Origin of the sequence: Mycobacterium sp. (assembly GCF_046330795.1) — a bacterium.
Lineage (GTDB): Bacteria > Actinomycetota > Actinomycetes > Mycobacteriales > Mycobacteriaceae > Mycobacterium.
Genome location: NZ_JAXLSA010000003.1, coordinates 574,100 through 589,678 on the forward strand (window position 1 = coordinate 574,100; position 15,579 = coordinate 589,678).

Annotated in this window: 10 protein-coding genes; 1 reads left to right on the forward strand and 9 read right to left on the reverse strand. The window is 66.2% G+C overall.

Annotated features, from left to right (window positions below):
- Positions 1–22 precede the first annotated feature (22 nt).
- Both U0R18_RS14175 and U0R18_RS14180 read right to left on the reverse strand, forming a co-directional pair.
- Positions 23–5,233 (reverse strand): Ig-like domain-containing protein, encoded by a 5,211-nt coding sequence (locus tag U0R18_RS14175; protein ID WP_526369333.1) that lies wholly within the window; start codon positions 5,231–5,233, stop codon positions 23–25.
- Positions 5,234–5,529: 296 nt separating this feature from the next.
- Positions 5,530–7,254, reverse strand: a complete 1,725-nt coding sequence (locus U0R18_RS14180; RefSeq protein WP_526369335.1) for an amino acid permease — start codon at positions 7,252–7,254, stop codon at positions 5,530–5,532.
- 152 nt (positions 7,255–7,406) lie between these two features.
- On the opposite strand from U0R18_RS14180, the gene sigJ reads away from it, so the two are divergent.
- Entirely contained in the window at positions 7,407–8,375 is a 969-nt protein-coding gene (gene sigJ, locus U0R18_RS14185) for an RNA polymerase sigma factor SigJ (RefSeq protein WP_526369337.1), read from the forward strand.
- On the opposite strand, the gene U0R18_RS14190 is transcribed toward sigJ, so the two are convergent.
- From U0R18_RS14190 to U0R18_RS14220, 7 genes are all read right to left on the reverse strand, one after another.
- On the reverse strand, positions 8,302–8,910 hold the full coding sequence (locus U0R18_RS14190) for a carboxymuconolactone decarboxylase family protein (RefSeq protein ID WP_526369339.1): 609 nt from the start codon (positions 8,908–8,910) through the stop codon (positions 8,302–8,304). The two genes, sigJ and U0R18_RS14190, sit on opposite strands and share 74 nt — an antisense overlap.
- A gap of 108 nt (positions 8,911–9,018) precedes the next feature.
- Entirely contained in the window at positions 9,019–10,215 is a 1,197-nt protein-coding gene (locus tag U0R18_RS14195) for an MFS transporter (protein WP_526369341.1), read from the reverse strand.
- Complete coding sequence (locus U0R18_RS14200) at positions 10,206–11,408, reverse strand: serine hydrolase domain-containing protein (protein ID WP_526369343.1); 1,203 nt, start codon at positions 11,406–11,408, stop codon at positions 10,206–10,208. Before U0R18_RS14200 ends, U0R18_RS14195 begins: the two co-directional genes overlap by 10 nt.
- Positions 11,409–11,563: 155 nt before the next feature.
- Positions 11,564–12,451 (reverse strand): endonuclease domain-containing protein, encoded by an 888-nt coding sequence (locus U0R18_RS14205; RefSeq protein ID WP_526369345.1) that lies wholly within the window; start codon positions 12,449–12,451, stop codon positions 11,564–11,566.
- Positions 12,452–12,611: 160 nt separating this feature from the next.
- Positions 12,612–13,388 carry a succinate dehydrogenase/fumarate reductase iron-sulfur subunit gene (locus tag U0R18_RS14210; RefSeq protein ID WP_526369346.1) on the reverse strand — a complete coding sequence of 259 codons (777 nt, stop codon included), beginning with the start codon at positions 13,386–13,388 and terminating at the stop codon, positions 12,612–12,614.
- A gap of 2 nt (positions 13,389–13,390) precedes the next feature.
- Entirely contained in the window at positions 13,391–15,145 is a 1,755-nt protein-coding gene (gene sdhA, locus U0R18_RS14215; protein ID WP_526369348.1) for a succinate dehydrogenase flavoprotein subunit, read from the reverse strand.
- Between the two features lie 7 nt (positions 15,146–15,152).
- Positions 15,153–15,572 (reverse strand): succinate dehydrogenase hydrophobic membrane anchor subunit, encoded by a 420-nt coding sequence (locus U0R18_RS14220; RefSeq protein WP_526369549.1) that lies wholly within the window; start codon positions 15,570–15,572, stop codon positions 15,153–15,155.
- Between the last annotated feature and the right edge of the window lie 7 nt (positions 15,573–15,579).

The window sequence follows — 15,579 nt, forward strand, 5'->3', positions numbered from 1 at the left end:
TTGTTCCTACTGTTCCTCGGTGTTAGACGAAGTGGATTGTCACCGTCGCGACGTTGCCGTGTAACAGCCCGTCGTTGCCGTAATAGGTGAAGGTCGTGGAGGTGGCGCCGTCCAGATCCGCCGGGGCGATGTAGGTCAGATACGTCAGCTGCGAGAAGCTGGCCGAACCCAGGCCCGGCTGGCTGGCGATCTCCAACTGGACCAGGCCGTTGAACGGGAAGACCAGCGGGTCCGGCGGGTCGTAGACCTTGTCGGCCATGTTGATGTAGAGGACCGACCCCGCCGCGACGCCGTAGTAGTCGGCGTCCTGGGCTCGGGGCGGATCGTTGACCGCGGTGAGCTTGACGATGACGCCGGCAACCGTGGACGTGACACCGTTGGACAAGGTGTAGGCGAAGCTGTCTGCCCCGTAGTAGTCGGCGTCCGGGGTGTAGGTGATGGTGCCGTCGGCGTTCACCACGGTGGTGCCATGGGCGCCCGGAGTCGCACCGCTGACGGTGAGCGGGTTGCCGTCGGGATCCGTGTCGTTGGCGAGCACGGCCACGGTCACCTCGGTGTCTTCGTTGCCGGTCGCTTGATCCGGTACCGCCGATAATCCAGTGGTGTGCGCGGTGGCGGCCACACCGGTGCCGTCCAGCCCCGCATAGATCTGGGTGTAGATGGTTTCGGCGGGAAGGTCAGGAATGGCGATGTGCGCAATGCCATTCCCGAAATTGACCACCGCCCCGTCCGAGCGCAGTGCGAGAGCCGAGGAGTTGCCGACGGCGATCGCGGTATAGGTCATTCCAGGTGGTAGCGGAGGCAGGTCGACGTAGTCGGTGTCCTTCTTGCCGAAGGCCAACACCTCGCCGTCGGAACGCAACAGCACGGTGAAACCGTCGCCGGCCCCGACCTGGGTATAGGTCATTCCGCTCGTAAGGGCCGGGACATCGAGTTGCCCAAAGGAATTCGGGGTTCCGGAGGCACCGGGGATCGTAAGGGCCACTGCCGTGCCGTCGGACCGGAGCAGTACGACGTGATCGTCGGCGATGGCCGCCTGGGTGTAGGAGAGACCGCCGCCCGCGGTGAGAACTTGGGCTCCGGAGGAATCTGCGTCGTTGAGGTTGGCCACGGTGACGGCTCCGTCGGAGCGCAGCAGCGCCGTGTGCCCGACGGTACTCACGATGCCGGTGTAGGTGAGTCCGTCGGGTGCAGCGGGGATCCTGGACAAGGGATCCGCGATACCTGCGGTGACGAGTGAGCCGTCGGATCGCAGCAGGAACAGGGTGAAGTCAGAGTAGGCGGCGTCCGTATAGGTGACGTTCGCGGGCAGGTCGGGAATCTGGAAGAATCCGCCGCCGGTCTCGCCGTAGAGGGTCGCTGTGCCGTCGGAGAGTAATGCCACCGAGTTAACCAGTCCTACAATGACTTTCGTGTAGCTCAGACCGGCCGGAGCAGCAGGGAGATCGACGAGCCCGAACCCGTTGGAGTCACCGAACCCGATCATATTGGTGATCGTGGCGACCTGCTGTTGTTGGGTCACTTCTGGACTGTTCCCATCGGTGACGCCGACAGTGGCGCCGACAGGCTGGCCGGGATGGGCCGCCGCATAGTCGGGGTCGACCTCGGCCACGTAGTTGACGGTGGTGGGTTCCGGGCCGGCGTCGAGGGTGGCGACGCTGAACATCCTGGCGCTCAACAGATTCACCTCGGGTGTAATGGTGACGTGCACGGGATCTGTTGGCGTGAGCGTGATATCGATAGGATCGCCGTCGGGGTCGTACGCGGTGACGGTGATCCGCCAGCTCGTGGCCGAGAGTGCTGTGGTGACGACGGATTGGATCACCGGGGCGTCGTCGACGGGGTTGACGGTCACGGACACGGTGCCCACGCTCGAGGCAGTGCCGGCGCTGAGGGTGTACACGAACGAGTCGTCGCCGTTGTAGTCGGCGTCCGGGGTGTAGGTAATAGTGCCGTTCGCATTGATCGCCGCGCTGCCATGGCCGGGCTGCGATACGGTGGTGACGTTCAGTGCGCCGCTGCCGGTGTCGTTGGCCAACACGGCAATGGTCACCGGGGTGTCCTCATCGGTGACCGCCGTATCTGCACCGGCCTGCGGGGAGACAGCCTCGGGGGCCACGGTGACGGTCACCGACGTCGAGGCCGAGCCACCGTGTCCGTCGACGACGGTGACGGTGAAGCTGTCGGTGGTGGCGCCGCCCGTTGCGGCGTTGTGCCGGGCTTCCGGGGTGGGCACGTAGGTGAAGGTCCCGTCGGGGTGGACCGTCGCGGTGCCGTGGGACGCGCCGTCGCCCAGGGCGTAGGTCAGTGGATCCCCTTCGGGGTCAGTGGCTTTCACCGTTCCCGTCACCACGCCACTGGCCTGGTCCGGTTCATCGACTGTGGTCCCGACTCCAAGCAGAACCCTGATCAGCGAATAGTTCCCGTCCTCATCACCCGTCCACGCGTACACCTGGAGTCCGTCCGGGCTCACCGCGTAGCGCGCGGCGGTCGCCGGCAACGGGATGGCGGCAGCCGTCTTGGCGGCGGTGTCGACCGCGACGATCGTCGACACCGAGTCGATGGTGCGGATCTCGACCAGGCGCCCGCTGTTGGCACTGATGGTGAGCCACGACCCCGGGCTGTCAGTGGGGATTCGGGTCACGATATTGGTGGCGGTATCGATCAACACCACTGCGCTGTGGCCCGTGTCCGGGTCGTTGTCGTTGAAGTAGACGAACGTGCCATCGGGGCTGAGCGCCAATTGATTTGGATTGCCGTCCAACGGGATTGCCGTGACGGCGTGGTTTGTGAGGTCGACGATCTCCAGTGAATGGTCTTGCCACTGGTAATTGCTGAACTCACCGGATCCTGTGACGGCGTAGGCAGTCTTGCCGTCCGGGGCCACCGCCAGCAGGTATTCCATGGACGCACTGCCGGTCAGTGGAATACTGGTGACGGAGGCTGTTGCGGTGTCGACGACCATCAGCGTGTTGTCGGAGGCAGTGGCGTACACGTACCTGTTGTCGGCGCTGATCACCATGGTCCTGGAGATGGCGGGGACGGTGATCCAGGTGGTTGTCATCGCTGCGGTGTCGATCACGGCCAGGCAGTTGCCCTCGGTACAGGTGGCGTTCGCGGCGAAGGTTGCGTACGCGCGGGTTCCGTCGGAACTGAAGGTCAAGGTTTGCGGATAGCCGGGCATCGTGATGGTGTTGACCGCACCAGTACTGCTGTCGATCTGCGACAGCGTTTGTTGGTAGCCGGTCAGGTAGTCCCCGCCGGCCGGTAGGTACAACTTGCTGCCATCGCTGTTGAAACTGGGCTGATACGGATAGAAGCGCGCGGGCAGCGTGACGCTGATGACGCTATTTGCCGTCAGGTCAAAGACATTGGACACGTAGCGGTAGGTGGCGCTGTCCTGGGAGCTGATATAGGCGTGGCTGCTGTCCAGGCTGACGATGATGTCGAGTAGCGGGTTGTAGACATAACCGGGGAACGGGATGGTGCTGACGGTGTTGCTCGCGGTGTCGAGAACCGTCAGGGAGTAGGTAGATGGTTCGTCGTACGACGCTCCATAGGCGAGTACTCGGGTGCCGTTCGGGGTGACGGTGAGACTGTTCGCGTCGATGTAACCGGACAGCGGAATCGCGGTGACGGCGTTGGTGGTGGCATCGATGACGGCCAGTGCGAACGCGTCGTTGCCGGTTGCCTCGTCGTGTGCGGTGAGGACTGTGTAGGCGTGGCTGCCGTCCGGGCTGAAGACGATCTTGCTACCCCAGTCGGTACTGAGATCGAGCGCCGTGATCGCCGACGCCGGATCGAACGTCGGTGGGTCGTTAATGGGCTGAATGGTGATGTGGACGGTGGCGGTGTTGCTGGGGCCAGTGCCGTCCGTGACGCTGTACGTGAATTCGTCTGTGCCGTAGTAGTTCTCATTGGGTGTGTAGGTGAAGGTGCCGTCGGCGTTCAGGGTGAGGCTTCCGTGGGCGGTCAACGTGTGATCGGCGATCGACAAGGGGTCGTTGTCGGCGTCGGTGTCGTTGGCCAGGACGTGGATGACTACCGGGGTGTCTTCGTTGGTGGACGCGGTGTCGTCGGTGGCCGACGGGGCGTGGTTGACCGATCCGGTGACGTTCACGCTCAGGGTGACGGTGAGCTCGTGTCCGGCGTGGGGTTTGAACAGCCAGCCGAGCAGACCGTGCAGGTGGCCGGTGCCGTCATCGTCGTCGGCGGTGATGGTGACGGTGTCGGTACCGATGCTGTTGGTCAGGTAGGTGTAGGTGCCGTCGGTGTTGGCGGTCAGGGTGCCGTGGGCACCGTTGCTGGTGGTGAAGTGCAGCGTGTCGCCGTCGGGGTCGGTGAATCCGACGGAGATCTTGACCGCGGTGTAGCCGTCCTCGGTCTGGCTGGTGCTGACGATGGTGGCACCGCTGACGGTCGGCGTCTCGTTCTCGAAGCGGCGCTCGTAGCCGCGGTAGGCGGCCCACAGCGCGGTCAGCAGGGCGTCGTTGGTGGCGCCGGGGGTGGGGTCGAATCCGAAGATGCCGAGGAATCCGAGGACCAGCGAGCGGAACGGGTGAGTTTCTTCGACGGTCGCCGGATCGACCTTGGTGATGGTGACCGCCGCTGTGGGTGTGGAGCTGGAGGTGACCAGGTCGGCCGACACCGGGATGGCCAGCGACATCGGCAGGGCGGCGTCCAGGGATTCCTCGTCCACTCCGGACACGGTCAGGGCGCGAGCCACGAAGCGGTTCTGATCGCTGGTGTCGGGGTCGTCGGCGGCGCCCTCGTCGACAGGAGGCGGGTCGGCGGATGGCGCCAGATCGACCTCGCTGGGGCGTGCGTCGGTGGTATCGGGCACCTCGACGGCGCTGGGCTCCTGCGCCTTCTCCTCGGCCTCGGGCGCGGGAGTCATTGTCGGGTCGGGGGTTTCGACGTCGGTCTCGTCGACGTCGGTGTCCTCGGGCGCCTCGGTATCAGGTGCCTCGGTATCGGGTGCCTCGGTATCGGGCGCCTCGGTATCGGGCGCCTCGGTATCCGCGGGTTCCTCGTCGGCGTCGGTTGGTTCGTGGGTGGGTGCGGTCGTGGGATCCGCGGCCTGCGATTCGGCGGGCTTGTCAGGGGTAGCGGTGGACGGGGTCGAATCGCCACCGTCGGTGCTCGATGAGGGCTCCTCGGCCCAGGCGAGCACCGGTTGGCCGACCACATTGGTCACGCCCAGCGCCACCGCCAGCGCACCGACCCGGCCCACGAACTGCGCATACCCCACAAGAACCCCCCGAGTTCCCCACCTGTCACCTACCAATGTGGTGGCAACAGCCTGTCGATTCGCTGACCATAGCCCGGCGCCCTGGGTCGTGCATCGGTATGCACCAAATGTGTTGCTCGGGCGGGGATGTCAACAGGACTGAACAGCGGGAACTCGGGTCTGCGACATAGCGGAGCTGGCATTCTGCAACGTCTGACAAACTGTGAAAGTGCTGTAGGTCAGCGCGGTGAAGTACGAGTAGACCTCGCAGACGCCGCAGCATCAGATCCCCGGTGGGGCTAGTTCTTGGTGAATTCCTCGCCGGTCTCCGGGTCGACCGCCGTCTCGCCGGGCGGCAGATTGGACAAGTCGGGAGCCACCACCGTCGGCATGTTGCCCGAGTCGGGCAGGCCGAAGTGCGCCACCGCGGCGGCCTCGTCCACGGCCGTCTCCAGGATCAGGTCGTGGCGTCGCTCCAGCGTCGCCCCCTGGAAGAACGGCGGTGCCATGAAGCGCCAGATGACCATGAGAACAAGACCGAGTACCAGCGCGCCGATACCGACCACGGCGACGGCGCCGACGCCGAAGATCGTCACGTTGTTGTCGTCGCTGTCGGTGAGCCAATCCGGAGCGGCGTACTGCTTCAAGCCATAGCCAAAGATGACCAACAGCATGACGCCGCCCAGCAGTGGCACCAGCCCCCGCATGACGAAGTCACGGGTGTTGCGGGTCAACGTCTTTCGGTAGTACCAAACGCACGCGAAGCCGGTCAGCCCGTAATAGAAGGCGATCATGAGGCCGACCGAACCGATCAGCGCGGACAGCAGATTGGGGCTGATGACGGTGAACACGACGTAGAACACTGCCGACACCACACCCATTGCGATCGTTGACACCGTTGGGGTCAGATAGGTCCGGTGGATCTTGGCGAACGACTCCGGCAGGGCCTTGTAGACGCCCATCGACAGCGTGGTGCGGGCAGTCGGCAGGATCGTGGTCTGGGTGGACGCCGATGCCGAGGTCAGGATGGACGCCGACAGCAGGAGCAGCCCGACGTGCCCGAGGAAGCTGTCGCCGAACAGATCTGGCCCGATCGCCGCGAACACGTCCTCGGCGTTCTCCGGGTTGCCCAGGCCGATGCCCTCGGTCCCGACGCCTGCGAACGCCACGGCCGCCACACTGACCAGGGCATAGGTGGCCAACAGCAGGAAGGTCGAGATCACCGCGGCCCGACCCGGGGTGCGGCCGGGATCGTCGGACTCTTCATTGCAGGCCACGGCGGTGTCCCAGCCCCAGTAGATGAAGATCGTGATCAGGACTGCGGGGGCGATCACCGTGCCGAAGTCCATACCGCCCGGCCAGAACCAGGACAGTGACGGGGTCAGCGAGTAGGACTCGGCGTTGTGGGTGTACACCTTCACCAGCGCGACTATCGACAGCACGATCAGCACCACCACCTCGATACCGAGCAGGCCGTACTGCAGCCGGGCCGAGACCTCGATGCCGCGGTAACAGATGTAGGTCATCACGGCGATCCAGATGATTCCGGCCACCGTGGACCAGAACGTACTGCTCGCCAGCTCGGCCGCGGAGTGCCAGCCCAGGTCACCGACGAAGGTGAATGAGTAGGCACCCGCGATCTGGGCCAGATTCGCCATCACGATGACGTCGGCGGCGATGATGCCCCAGCCGCCCAGCCAACCCACGACGGGCCCGAAGGCTCGGGACGCCCAGGTGAAGGTGGTGCCGCAGTCGGGCTCCGCCTTGTTGAGCTCCTGGTAGGCGACCGCGATCAAGTACATGGGGATGAAGGAGATCAGCACGATGGCGGGCGCTTTGACGCCGGCCAGCAGTGCGCCGCCGCTAGCGACGATGAAGCCCAGGGTGGCGGCCAGGCTGTAGGCCGGCGCCGTCGACGCCATCCCGACCACGATGCTCGACAGCAGGCCCAGGGCGCCGCCCTTGAGGCCCTTGCTCTCGACGCTGTTCCCCTCGGGAACCATGGTGACTTCGCCCTTGCTCATGCGTGCTCCTCGGGACCGGCTTGCTTCAGCGGAACGCAGAAAATGCAGAATACGGTTTCATTGGCTGTCGTGCTCACTAACAACGGAATTCGATAACCCAAGGGCTAAAAACCATGGATTCCGCATTTCGAGGGCCTTGTAGGCTGACTTCGATGGCATCAAATGGCGGCGCGACGGCGGTTTCCGAATTCGAGGCGCTGCGGCCGCACCTGTTGGCCGTGGCGTATCGGCTGACCGGCAGTTTCGCCGACGCCGAGGATGCGGTGCAGGACAGCTGGTTGCGGTGGAACGGATTGGCGCCCGCCGAGCGTGCCGGCATCGCCGAGCTGCGGGCCTGGCTGACCACAGTGGTGAGCCGGCTATGCCTGGACCGGTTGCGCTCCGCGGCGCGCCGCCGCGAGACCTACGTGGGGCAGTGGCTGCCGGAACCGGTGGTGACCCGATTCGGTGCCGCCGACCCGCTGGCCGACGTGGTCGCGAACGAGGACGCCCGGTTCGCGGCCATGGTCGTGCTCGACCGTTTGGTGCCCGATCAGCGGGTTGCGTTCGTCCTGCACGACGGGTTCGGCGTGCCGTTCGCGGAGATCGCCGGGGTGCTCGGGACGACGGATGCCGCGGCTCGTCAGCTGGGTTCGCGCGCTCGGCGCGCCGTGAACGCCGCTCCCGCACCGGATCCCGATCCTCAGCACGATGAGATCGTCGGCCGGCTAATGGCCGCGATGGCCTCCGGCGACCTTTCCGCCGTCGTTGCACTGCTGCATCCGGACGTCACGTTCGTCGGCGATTCGAACCGCCGCGCGCCCACCGCGGCACAGGTGATCCACGGCCCGGATCGGGTGGCCCGGTTCGTTCTGGGGCTGGCCAAGCGCTACGGCCCGCGGTTCTTCGAGGTCGGCGAGCCCGCGCTGGTCAACGGCGAACTCGGGCTCGTCTCGGCGGGCGCGCCTGCGCTGGACGATTGGCCCCAGTTGCACCCACGGGTGACGGCGCTGACGGTCCGCGACGGCAAGGTGTGTGCGCTGTGGGACGTCGCGAACCCGGACAAGTTCACGGCGTCGCCGCTTCGCCCTGCTGAGGGCCGGCCTGGGCCCACGGAATCCGACATTCCGTCCCAGAATTGAACCCTTGTTCGGCGATGCCCAGCGCCGAATTCACCCGGGCGCGCATGTTCTCGACCCCGATCTGATAGGTCAGTTCGATCACCCCGGCGTCGCCGAACCGGCGCCGAAGATCGGCCACCTGCTCGTCGGTGACGGTGTGTGGGTCGACGGTCATGGCGTCGGCGTAGGCGATGGCCGCCCGCTCGTCGTCGGTGAACAACGGGGATATCGCGTAGTCGTCGATGTGGGTCAGCCGGTCCATGTCCAGGCCATCCAGACGCATCAGCATCGAACCGAAATCCACGCACCACGCGCAGCCGATGGTGCGTGCCGTCCAATAGACGGCCAGCTCACGGACCGCGGCTGGAAGCACCTTCGAGTTGCGTTCGAGCAGGGCTTCATGGATCGCGCCGGTCAGCAGCAGGCCGCGGTGGTTCGCCGATGCGGTGAAGGGTTCGGGCACCTCGCCGAACCGCCGCTTGGCGTAGCAGTACATCAGCCGGGTCAGCAGGGGAGCGCGCTCGGGGGTCAATGGGGGAATGCGGGAAGTGGTCATATCCCTTGGACGACGTACCCCGCGTGGATGTGACACCACTCCGGTGCCATCGAGTCAGCGTCCACCGCGAGCCCTACTCGAACAACGTCGCAGAGAGCGCTGACTGGATCAGAGGGGGAAGGTGTCGCGGCGCCAGGCCGCCCCGATGAGGGTGACGGCGAACAACGCCGCCGAGGTCACGATGACCGCAGCCAGGCCGAGGTGGCCGTAGACCAGCCCGCCGTTGACCGACCCCAGCAGGATGCCGATCTGGAATGCCGTCACATACAGCGCCGACGCCCGCTCGGGCTGCTCCGCGCAGGTTCGAATGGCGGCCGACTGCAGCATCGGCGGCAGTGCGGCAGCCGAGGCGCCCCAGGCGACGACGGCGAGTGCGCCGACCGCGACCGACATGCCGGTGGCCGGCGAGCTCAGCACCCAGAACGCCAGGCACAGCGCGCTGAGGCTACCGATGACGGTGGTGAACAGCCGCCGGTCGACCGCGCGGGCCAACACCACCATGGTCACCAGGCCGGCGATGCCGTAGGCGCCCAGTAGCCAATTCTCGTCGTGCCCGCCGACGCCGACGACGTCGCGCACGATCGGGACGATGAACGTGTACGACGCGAAGTGCGCGCTGACCCCGATCGTGGTCAGGACGCACAGCGTGATCAGCCGGGGGTTGAGATACGGCCCGCGCGCCGCATTCGGTGCCGCAACGGTGGTGGCGTCGGCCATGCGCGGCAGCGCCAGCCGGGCCAGCACCGCCACGACGGCAGCGGCAACCGCCACGGCACCCACCGTCGGGCGCCATCCCCAGGCCTGGCTGAGCCACGTGGTCATCGGATTGCCGACGACCAGTGCGGCCGATGTTCCGACATAGACCGCGGTGGCGGCCCGGCCGGTGTGGTTGGGCGGCAGGAGTCGTGCGCCTATCGGGACGACGATCGACCACATCAGGCCGTGCGTGGCCGCGCACAGCACGCGGCTGGCCCCCAACAGCAGCAGGCCGGGGGACAGTGCTGAAAGTGCTTGTGAGACAGCAAGACATACGAGCGTGAGCAGGAAGACGCGTCGGCGCGGCCAGTGAGCGGTGGCGCGCACCAACGGTACCGTTGCGATCACACTGACGAAAGCGTATGCCGCGGTGAGCATTCCGACGTGCGCTTCGGCGACGTGCAGGTCGGCGGCAATTGCCGGCATCGCACCGATCGGTGCCATCTCGGCCACGGCGTAGACGTACGCGGCGGCGGCCAGCACCGTCAGCTGCACTGCGGCCCCGCGGCGGTGCTCCACCGGGGCGGGTGCGACCAGGGTCAGGTGCATACGGGCACGCCGAGCGCCGCGTAGATCTCATTGGAGAGGGCCACCGTGCGCGGGTCGGCGTTGCACTTCGTCGCGTCGAAGTAGTTCATCACGTAGGAGTAGCCGATGCGGTGCTCGAGATCGACGAACGCATAGGATCCGCCGGACCCACCGTGACCGAATATCCGCGGATTGGGGCCCGCGACACTGCACTGGTTGAGCATGTAGCCCAGCCCCCAACCGTGATCGGCGACCCGCGGGCCCAGTACGACGTCGGGGTCGAAGCCCCCCTGCGACGTCCGGCACAGGTCCATCAATTCGCGGCTGAGTAGCTTCTCCTGCGCCATCGCGTTGTAGAAGGTCGCCATGCCCAGCGCGGACACGTGAGCATTGGTACCCGGGAATTCGGCTGCGCGCCAACGTCGGATGTCCGCCGATCCGACTTCGTCGTCGGGAATGAAGCCCATGGTGACGGCCAGGCCCGCCATCGGATGCTCGGCCAGGGAGGTGGGGTGTTCGGGCGCACCGCCGTCCGCCAACACGTCCCGGATGTGCGGCTTGTTGATCATCTCTGCGCACCGGTCCTGGTCGGCGTCGGCCAGACCGATGTGCACGTCGGCCCACAGGGGGTCGGCAATCTCGGCGCGCAGGAACTCACCGACCGTCAGTCCCGTCACCCGTTCGATCACCGCGCTGACGATGAAGCCGAACGTCACCATGTGGTACCCCTGCGCGGTACCCGGTTCCCACCAGGGTTCGGCGGCGGCCAGGCGGTCGCAGACCAGGGTGCGGTCGAGTACCTCGTCGGGAGTCATCCGCCGCCGGGGGCCGATCACTCCGGACCGGTGGGCCAGCACGCTCGCCAGGGTGATGTCGGCCTTGCCGGCCTGGCCGAACTCGGGCCAATACGTCGCGACCGGTTTGTTCAGGTCGACGACGCCACGTTCGGCCAACAGATGCAGGCAGGTGCTGGTCAATCCCTTGGATCCGGAGAACACGCTGGCCAAGGTGTCCTCGTACCAACGCTTCTGGCGTGCGGCGTCGCGCCATCCACCCCACAGGTTGACCACCAGCTGGCCATCGACCCACGCGGCGACGGCTGCGCCGACCTCACCGCGGTCGGTGAAGTTGCGTTCGAACTCCCTACGGACGGCTGCGAATTCGGGCGCGCAGTATCCGCCGATGGGGGTGGTCGATGGGGACACCCGCACCATTCCACCCGGTATTCGCAGGAAAAAGGGCGTCGAGACCACACTGATTCACGGGTGGAACCCGACCGTGACCGTGTCGAGACCCCCACTTTCCCCGCGAGCGGGCACCCAGATGTATTTCGAGGGCCGGCAAACACATATGGGTGCACGTTCGCGGGTCAGGCGGCGGCGCGTGAGTCTAGCCAGGCGTTGATTCTTCGCACCAGCTCCGCCGCCCGCCCGCGCACGTCGTCGCCCACGATCGAGATGATGACCCAGCCGAGTTCTTCGAGCGCGGACCGTTTCTGTCGGTCTCTGCGAAGGTGTTCCGGCGAGCTGTGGTAATCGAATCCGTCGTACTCGACCGCCAGGCGTTGATCCGGCCACGCGAAGTCGAGTCGCCACAGCCGACCGTCGCGGTCGACCACTTCGTACTGCAAGACTGGCTCCTGCACGCCGCCGTCGAGCATCACGAGGCGGGCTTCGCTCTCCATCGCCGACTCGGCCTGCGGGCGGGCGAGCGGGATGAGCTCGCGGACCGCGACGATGCCGCGTCGGCCAGTCTGCTGCCCCGCGGCTGCCATGAGGTCCGTGGTGCTGCAGGTACCACTGCGCAGGGCGGCGTCCAGGGTGGCCAATGCGCGCGGCCGGTCCAATGAGCGCGCCACCTCGACGGCCGTCCAGGCTGGTGCGGTGACGAGTTGGCCCTGGTATACGGTCAGCGGCGCACCCTCCCGGCGATGCACGAGCAGCCCCAGGCGGTTACGCAGTTGCTGGCCAACGGGATTCAGTACGTGTAGGGCGCTGACGCCTTGGGTATCGAATCCGTACAGTGCCGCCGCGGTCCCCAGGCACACGGCGACAGGTTCGCCGCACCGTAGGTCCAGGCCGCGCAATCGCGTGAGCCGATCGACGGCGCCCTGGCTGTAAACATTGGGCCAGAGCTTGACGAGTTGGCCATGGCGTAGGTAGCGCTGCATTGTTCCCACGTCGATCACCTGCAGGATCTGGGGAGACGACGCCACGCCGCCCTGCCGGGCAAAGACCGCATCGAGTTCGAGTGTCACGCCGGCAGCATGCGGGTAATGCCGGACGTGTGGTATTCGGTCGCGGGCTAACTGTGTACGAGGCCCGAAGTGTGGACACCGCAGCCTCTGCCCGAGCGTGCACGCTTATGCAATTCGGCACCGCGCAACTACATATGGCAGCACGCTCGCGCCAAGAAATCTAGCGCGCGAACATCAGGGCGCGCTTGACCTCCTGGATCGCCTTGGTGACCTCGATGCCACGCGGGCAGGCCTCGGTGCAGTTGAAGGTGGTGCGGCAGCGCCACACGCCGTCGACCTCGTTGAGGATGTCGAGCCGCTCGGCGGCAGCCTCGTCGCGGGAGTCGAAGATGAACCGGTGCGCGTTGACGATCGCGGCCGGGCCGAAGTAGGACCCCTCACTCCAGTAGACCGGGCACGACGTGGTGCAGCACGCGCACAGGATGCACTTGGTGGTGTCGTCGTAGCGGGCCCGGTCGGTCTGGCTCTGAATACGTTCGCGCGTAGGCGGATTGCCGGAGGTGATGAGGAATGGCTTGACCGCACGGTACGCGTCGAAGAACGGCTCCATGTCGACCACGAGGTCCTTCTCCACGGGCAACCCGCGGATCGGCTCGATGGTGATGGTGAGGGGTTTCCCGTTCTTGGGCAACAGGTCTCGCATCAGCACCTTGCACGCCAGCCGGTTGACACCGTTGATCCGCATGGCATCCGACCCGCACACGCCGTGCGCGCACGACCGCCGGAAGGTCAGCGTGCCGTCGAGGTAGCCCTTGACGTAGAGCAGCAGGTTCAGCAGCCGGTCCGACGGCAGGCACGGCACCCGGAAGCTCTGCCAGCCGGCGGCATCGGGGTTCTCCGGGTTGAAGCGCGCGATCTTCAAAGTCACCATCACGGCGCCGTCGGGAACGGGCGGCAGGGGCGGATCGCCGACTTCGGGTTCAGCAATAGCGGTCATGGCTAGTACTTCCGTTCCATCGGCTCGTACCGGGTCTGGACGACGGGCTTGTAGTCCAGCCGGATGTCGGAGATCAGCTCAGAGCCTTCCTTGTAGGCCATGGTGTGGCGCATGTAGTTGGTGTCGTCCCGGTTGGGGTAGTCCTCGCGGGCGTGCCCGCCGCGGGATTCCTTGCGGTTGAGCGCACCCACTACGGTGACCTCGGCCAGCTCCAGCAGGAAGCCCAGCTCGATGGCCTCCAGCAGATCACTGTTGTAGCGGGTTCCCTTGTCGTGCACCGTGATCCGTGCATAACGCTCCTTGAGCGCGTGAATGTCGGTGAGGGCCTGCTTGAGGGTGTCCTCGGTGCGGAACACCGCGGCGTTGTTGTCCATCGACTGCTGCAGGGCGCTGCGGATATCGGCGACACGCTCGTCGCCGTGCTCGGAGAGGATGTCCCCGACCCAGGTAACCACCATCTCGGCGGGCTCCGAAGGCAGGTCGACGAAGTCGTGCGTGGCTGCGTACTGCGCGGCGGCGATGCCGGCGCGACGTCCGAAGACGTTGATGTCCAACAGCGAATTGGTCCCGAGCCGGTTGGCGCCGTGCACCGAGACGCAGGCGCACTCACCGGCGGCGTACAGGCCGGGCACGATGTTGTTGTTGTCGCGCAGCACCTGTCCCTCGACGGTGGTCGGGATGCCACCCATGACGTAGTGACAGGTCGGATACACCGGCACCAGTTCGGTCACCGGATCGACGCCGAGGTAGGTCCGGGCGAATTCGGTGATGTCGGGCAGCTTGGCCTCGAGCACGTCCTCGCCGAGGTGGCGGACGTCGATGTAGACGTAGTCCTTGTTCGGTCCGGCTCCGCGGCCCTCGAGAACCTCCAGAACCATTGAGCGGGCGACGATGTCGCGCGGCGCCAGGTCGACGATCGTCGGCGCGTAGCGCTCCATGAACCGCTCGCCCTCGCCGTTGAGCAACCGGCCTCCCTCGCCGCGCACGGCCTCGGAGATCAGGATCCCCAGACCGGCCAGACCCGTCGGGTGGAACTGGTGGAACTCCATGTCCTCCAACGGAAGTCCCTTGCGGAACACGATGCCCAGGCCGTCGCCGGTCAGGGTGTGCGCGTTGGAGGTGGTCTTGTACATCCGGCCCGACCCGCCCGTGGCGAACACGATGGCCTTGGCGTGGAAGATATGAATATCGCCGGTCGCCAGTTCGTAGGCGATGACGCCGGTGGCCACGGGACCCGAAGGGGTCTGGGTCAGCGAGATGTCCAGCGCGTAGAACTCGTTGAAGAACTCCACGTCGTGCTTGACGCAGTTCTGGTACAGCGTCTGCAGGATCATGTGGCCGGTGCGGTCGGCGGCATAACAGGCACGGCGCACCGGGGCCTTGCCGTGGTCGCGGGTGTGCCCGCCGAATCGGCGCTGGTCGATGCGGCCCTCGGGCGTCCGGTTGAACGGCATGCCCATCTTCTCGAGGTCGAGCACCGCGTCGATGGCCTCCTTGGCCATGATCTCGACGGCGTCCTGATCGGCCAGGTAGTCACCGCCCTTGACGGTGTCGAAGGTGTGCCACTCCCAGTTGTCGTCCTCGACGTTGGCCAGTGCGGCGCACATGCCGCCCTGCGCCGCCCCGGTGTGCGACCGGGTCGGATACAGCTTGGTCAGCACGGCGGTGCGCACCCGCGGCCCGGCCTCGACGGCCGCGCGCATCCCTGCGCCGCCCGCGCCGACGATGACGACGTCATAGCGATGCTCTTGGATCATGGCTTCCTCACGAGATGTTCGCGTCGAACGTCACCAGTACGTAGCTGCCGAGAACCAGGGTGAAGCCGGTGGCCAGCAGCAGCACGGAGTTCAGCCAGAACTTGGTGACGTTCTTGCGGGCGTAGTCGCCGATGATGGTGCGCATGCCGTTGGCGCCGTGGATCATGGCCAGCCACAGCAGTGCCATGTCCCAGATCTGCCAGAACGGCGAGGCCCACCGCTGCGCGACGTAGTTGAAGTCGATGCGGTACACCCCGTCCTGCCACATCAGCATGATGAAGAGGTGACCCAGGACGAGAAAGACCAGGGCGACGCCGGAGAATCGCATGAACAGCCAGGCGTACTTCTCGAAGTACGGGATGCCGCGGGGTTTGCGTGGTGCGCGCGGGTGGTCCAGCGCGGCGGGGCGGTCGTGCTCCTTCTCCATCACCGGC

What these genes read in the sequence shown, in the direction of transcription:
- U0R18_RS14180 (WP_526369335.1), bottom strand. Translation starts at nt 7,254, where the DNA reads ATGAGCAAGGGCGAAGTCACCATGGTTCCCGAGGGGAACAGCGTCGAG.
- sigJ (WP_526369337.1), top strand. Translation starts at nt 7,407, where the DNA reads ATGGCATCAAATGGCGGCGCGACGGCGGTTTCCGAATTCGAGGCGCTG.
- U0R18_RS14190 (WP_526369339.1), bottom strand. Translation starts at nt 8,910, where the DNA reads ATGACCACTTCCCGCATTCCCCCATTGACCCCCGAGCGCGCTCCCCTG.
- U0R18_RS14195 (WP_526369341.1), bottom strand. Translation starts at nt 10,215, where the DNA reads ATGCACCTGACCCTGGTCGCACCCGCCCCGGTGGAGCACCGCCGCGGG.
- U0R18_RS14200 (WP_526369343.1), bottom strand. Translation starts at nt 11,408, where the DNA reads ATGGTGCGGGTGTCCCCATCGACCACCCCCATCGGCGGATACTGCGCG.
- U0R18_RS14210 (WP_526369346.1), bottom strand. Translation starts at nt 13,388, where the DNA reads ATGACCGCTATTGCTGAACCCGAAGTCGGCGATCCGCCCCTGCCGCCC.
- sdhA (WP_526369348.1), bottom strand. Translation starts at nt 15,145, where the DNA reads ATGATCCAAGAGCATCGCTATGACGTCGTCATCGTCGGCGCGGGCGGC.
- U0R18_RS14220 (WP_526369549.1), bottom strand. Translation starts at nt 15,572, where the DNA reads ATGGAGAAGGAGCACGACCGCCCCGCCGCGCTGGACCACCCGCGCGCA.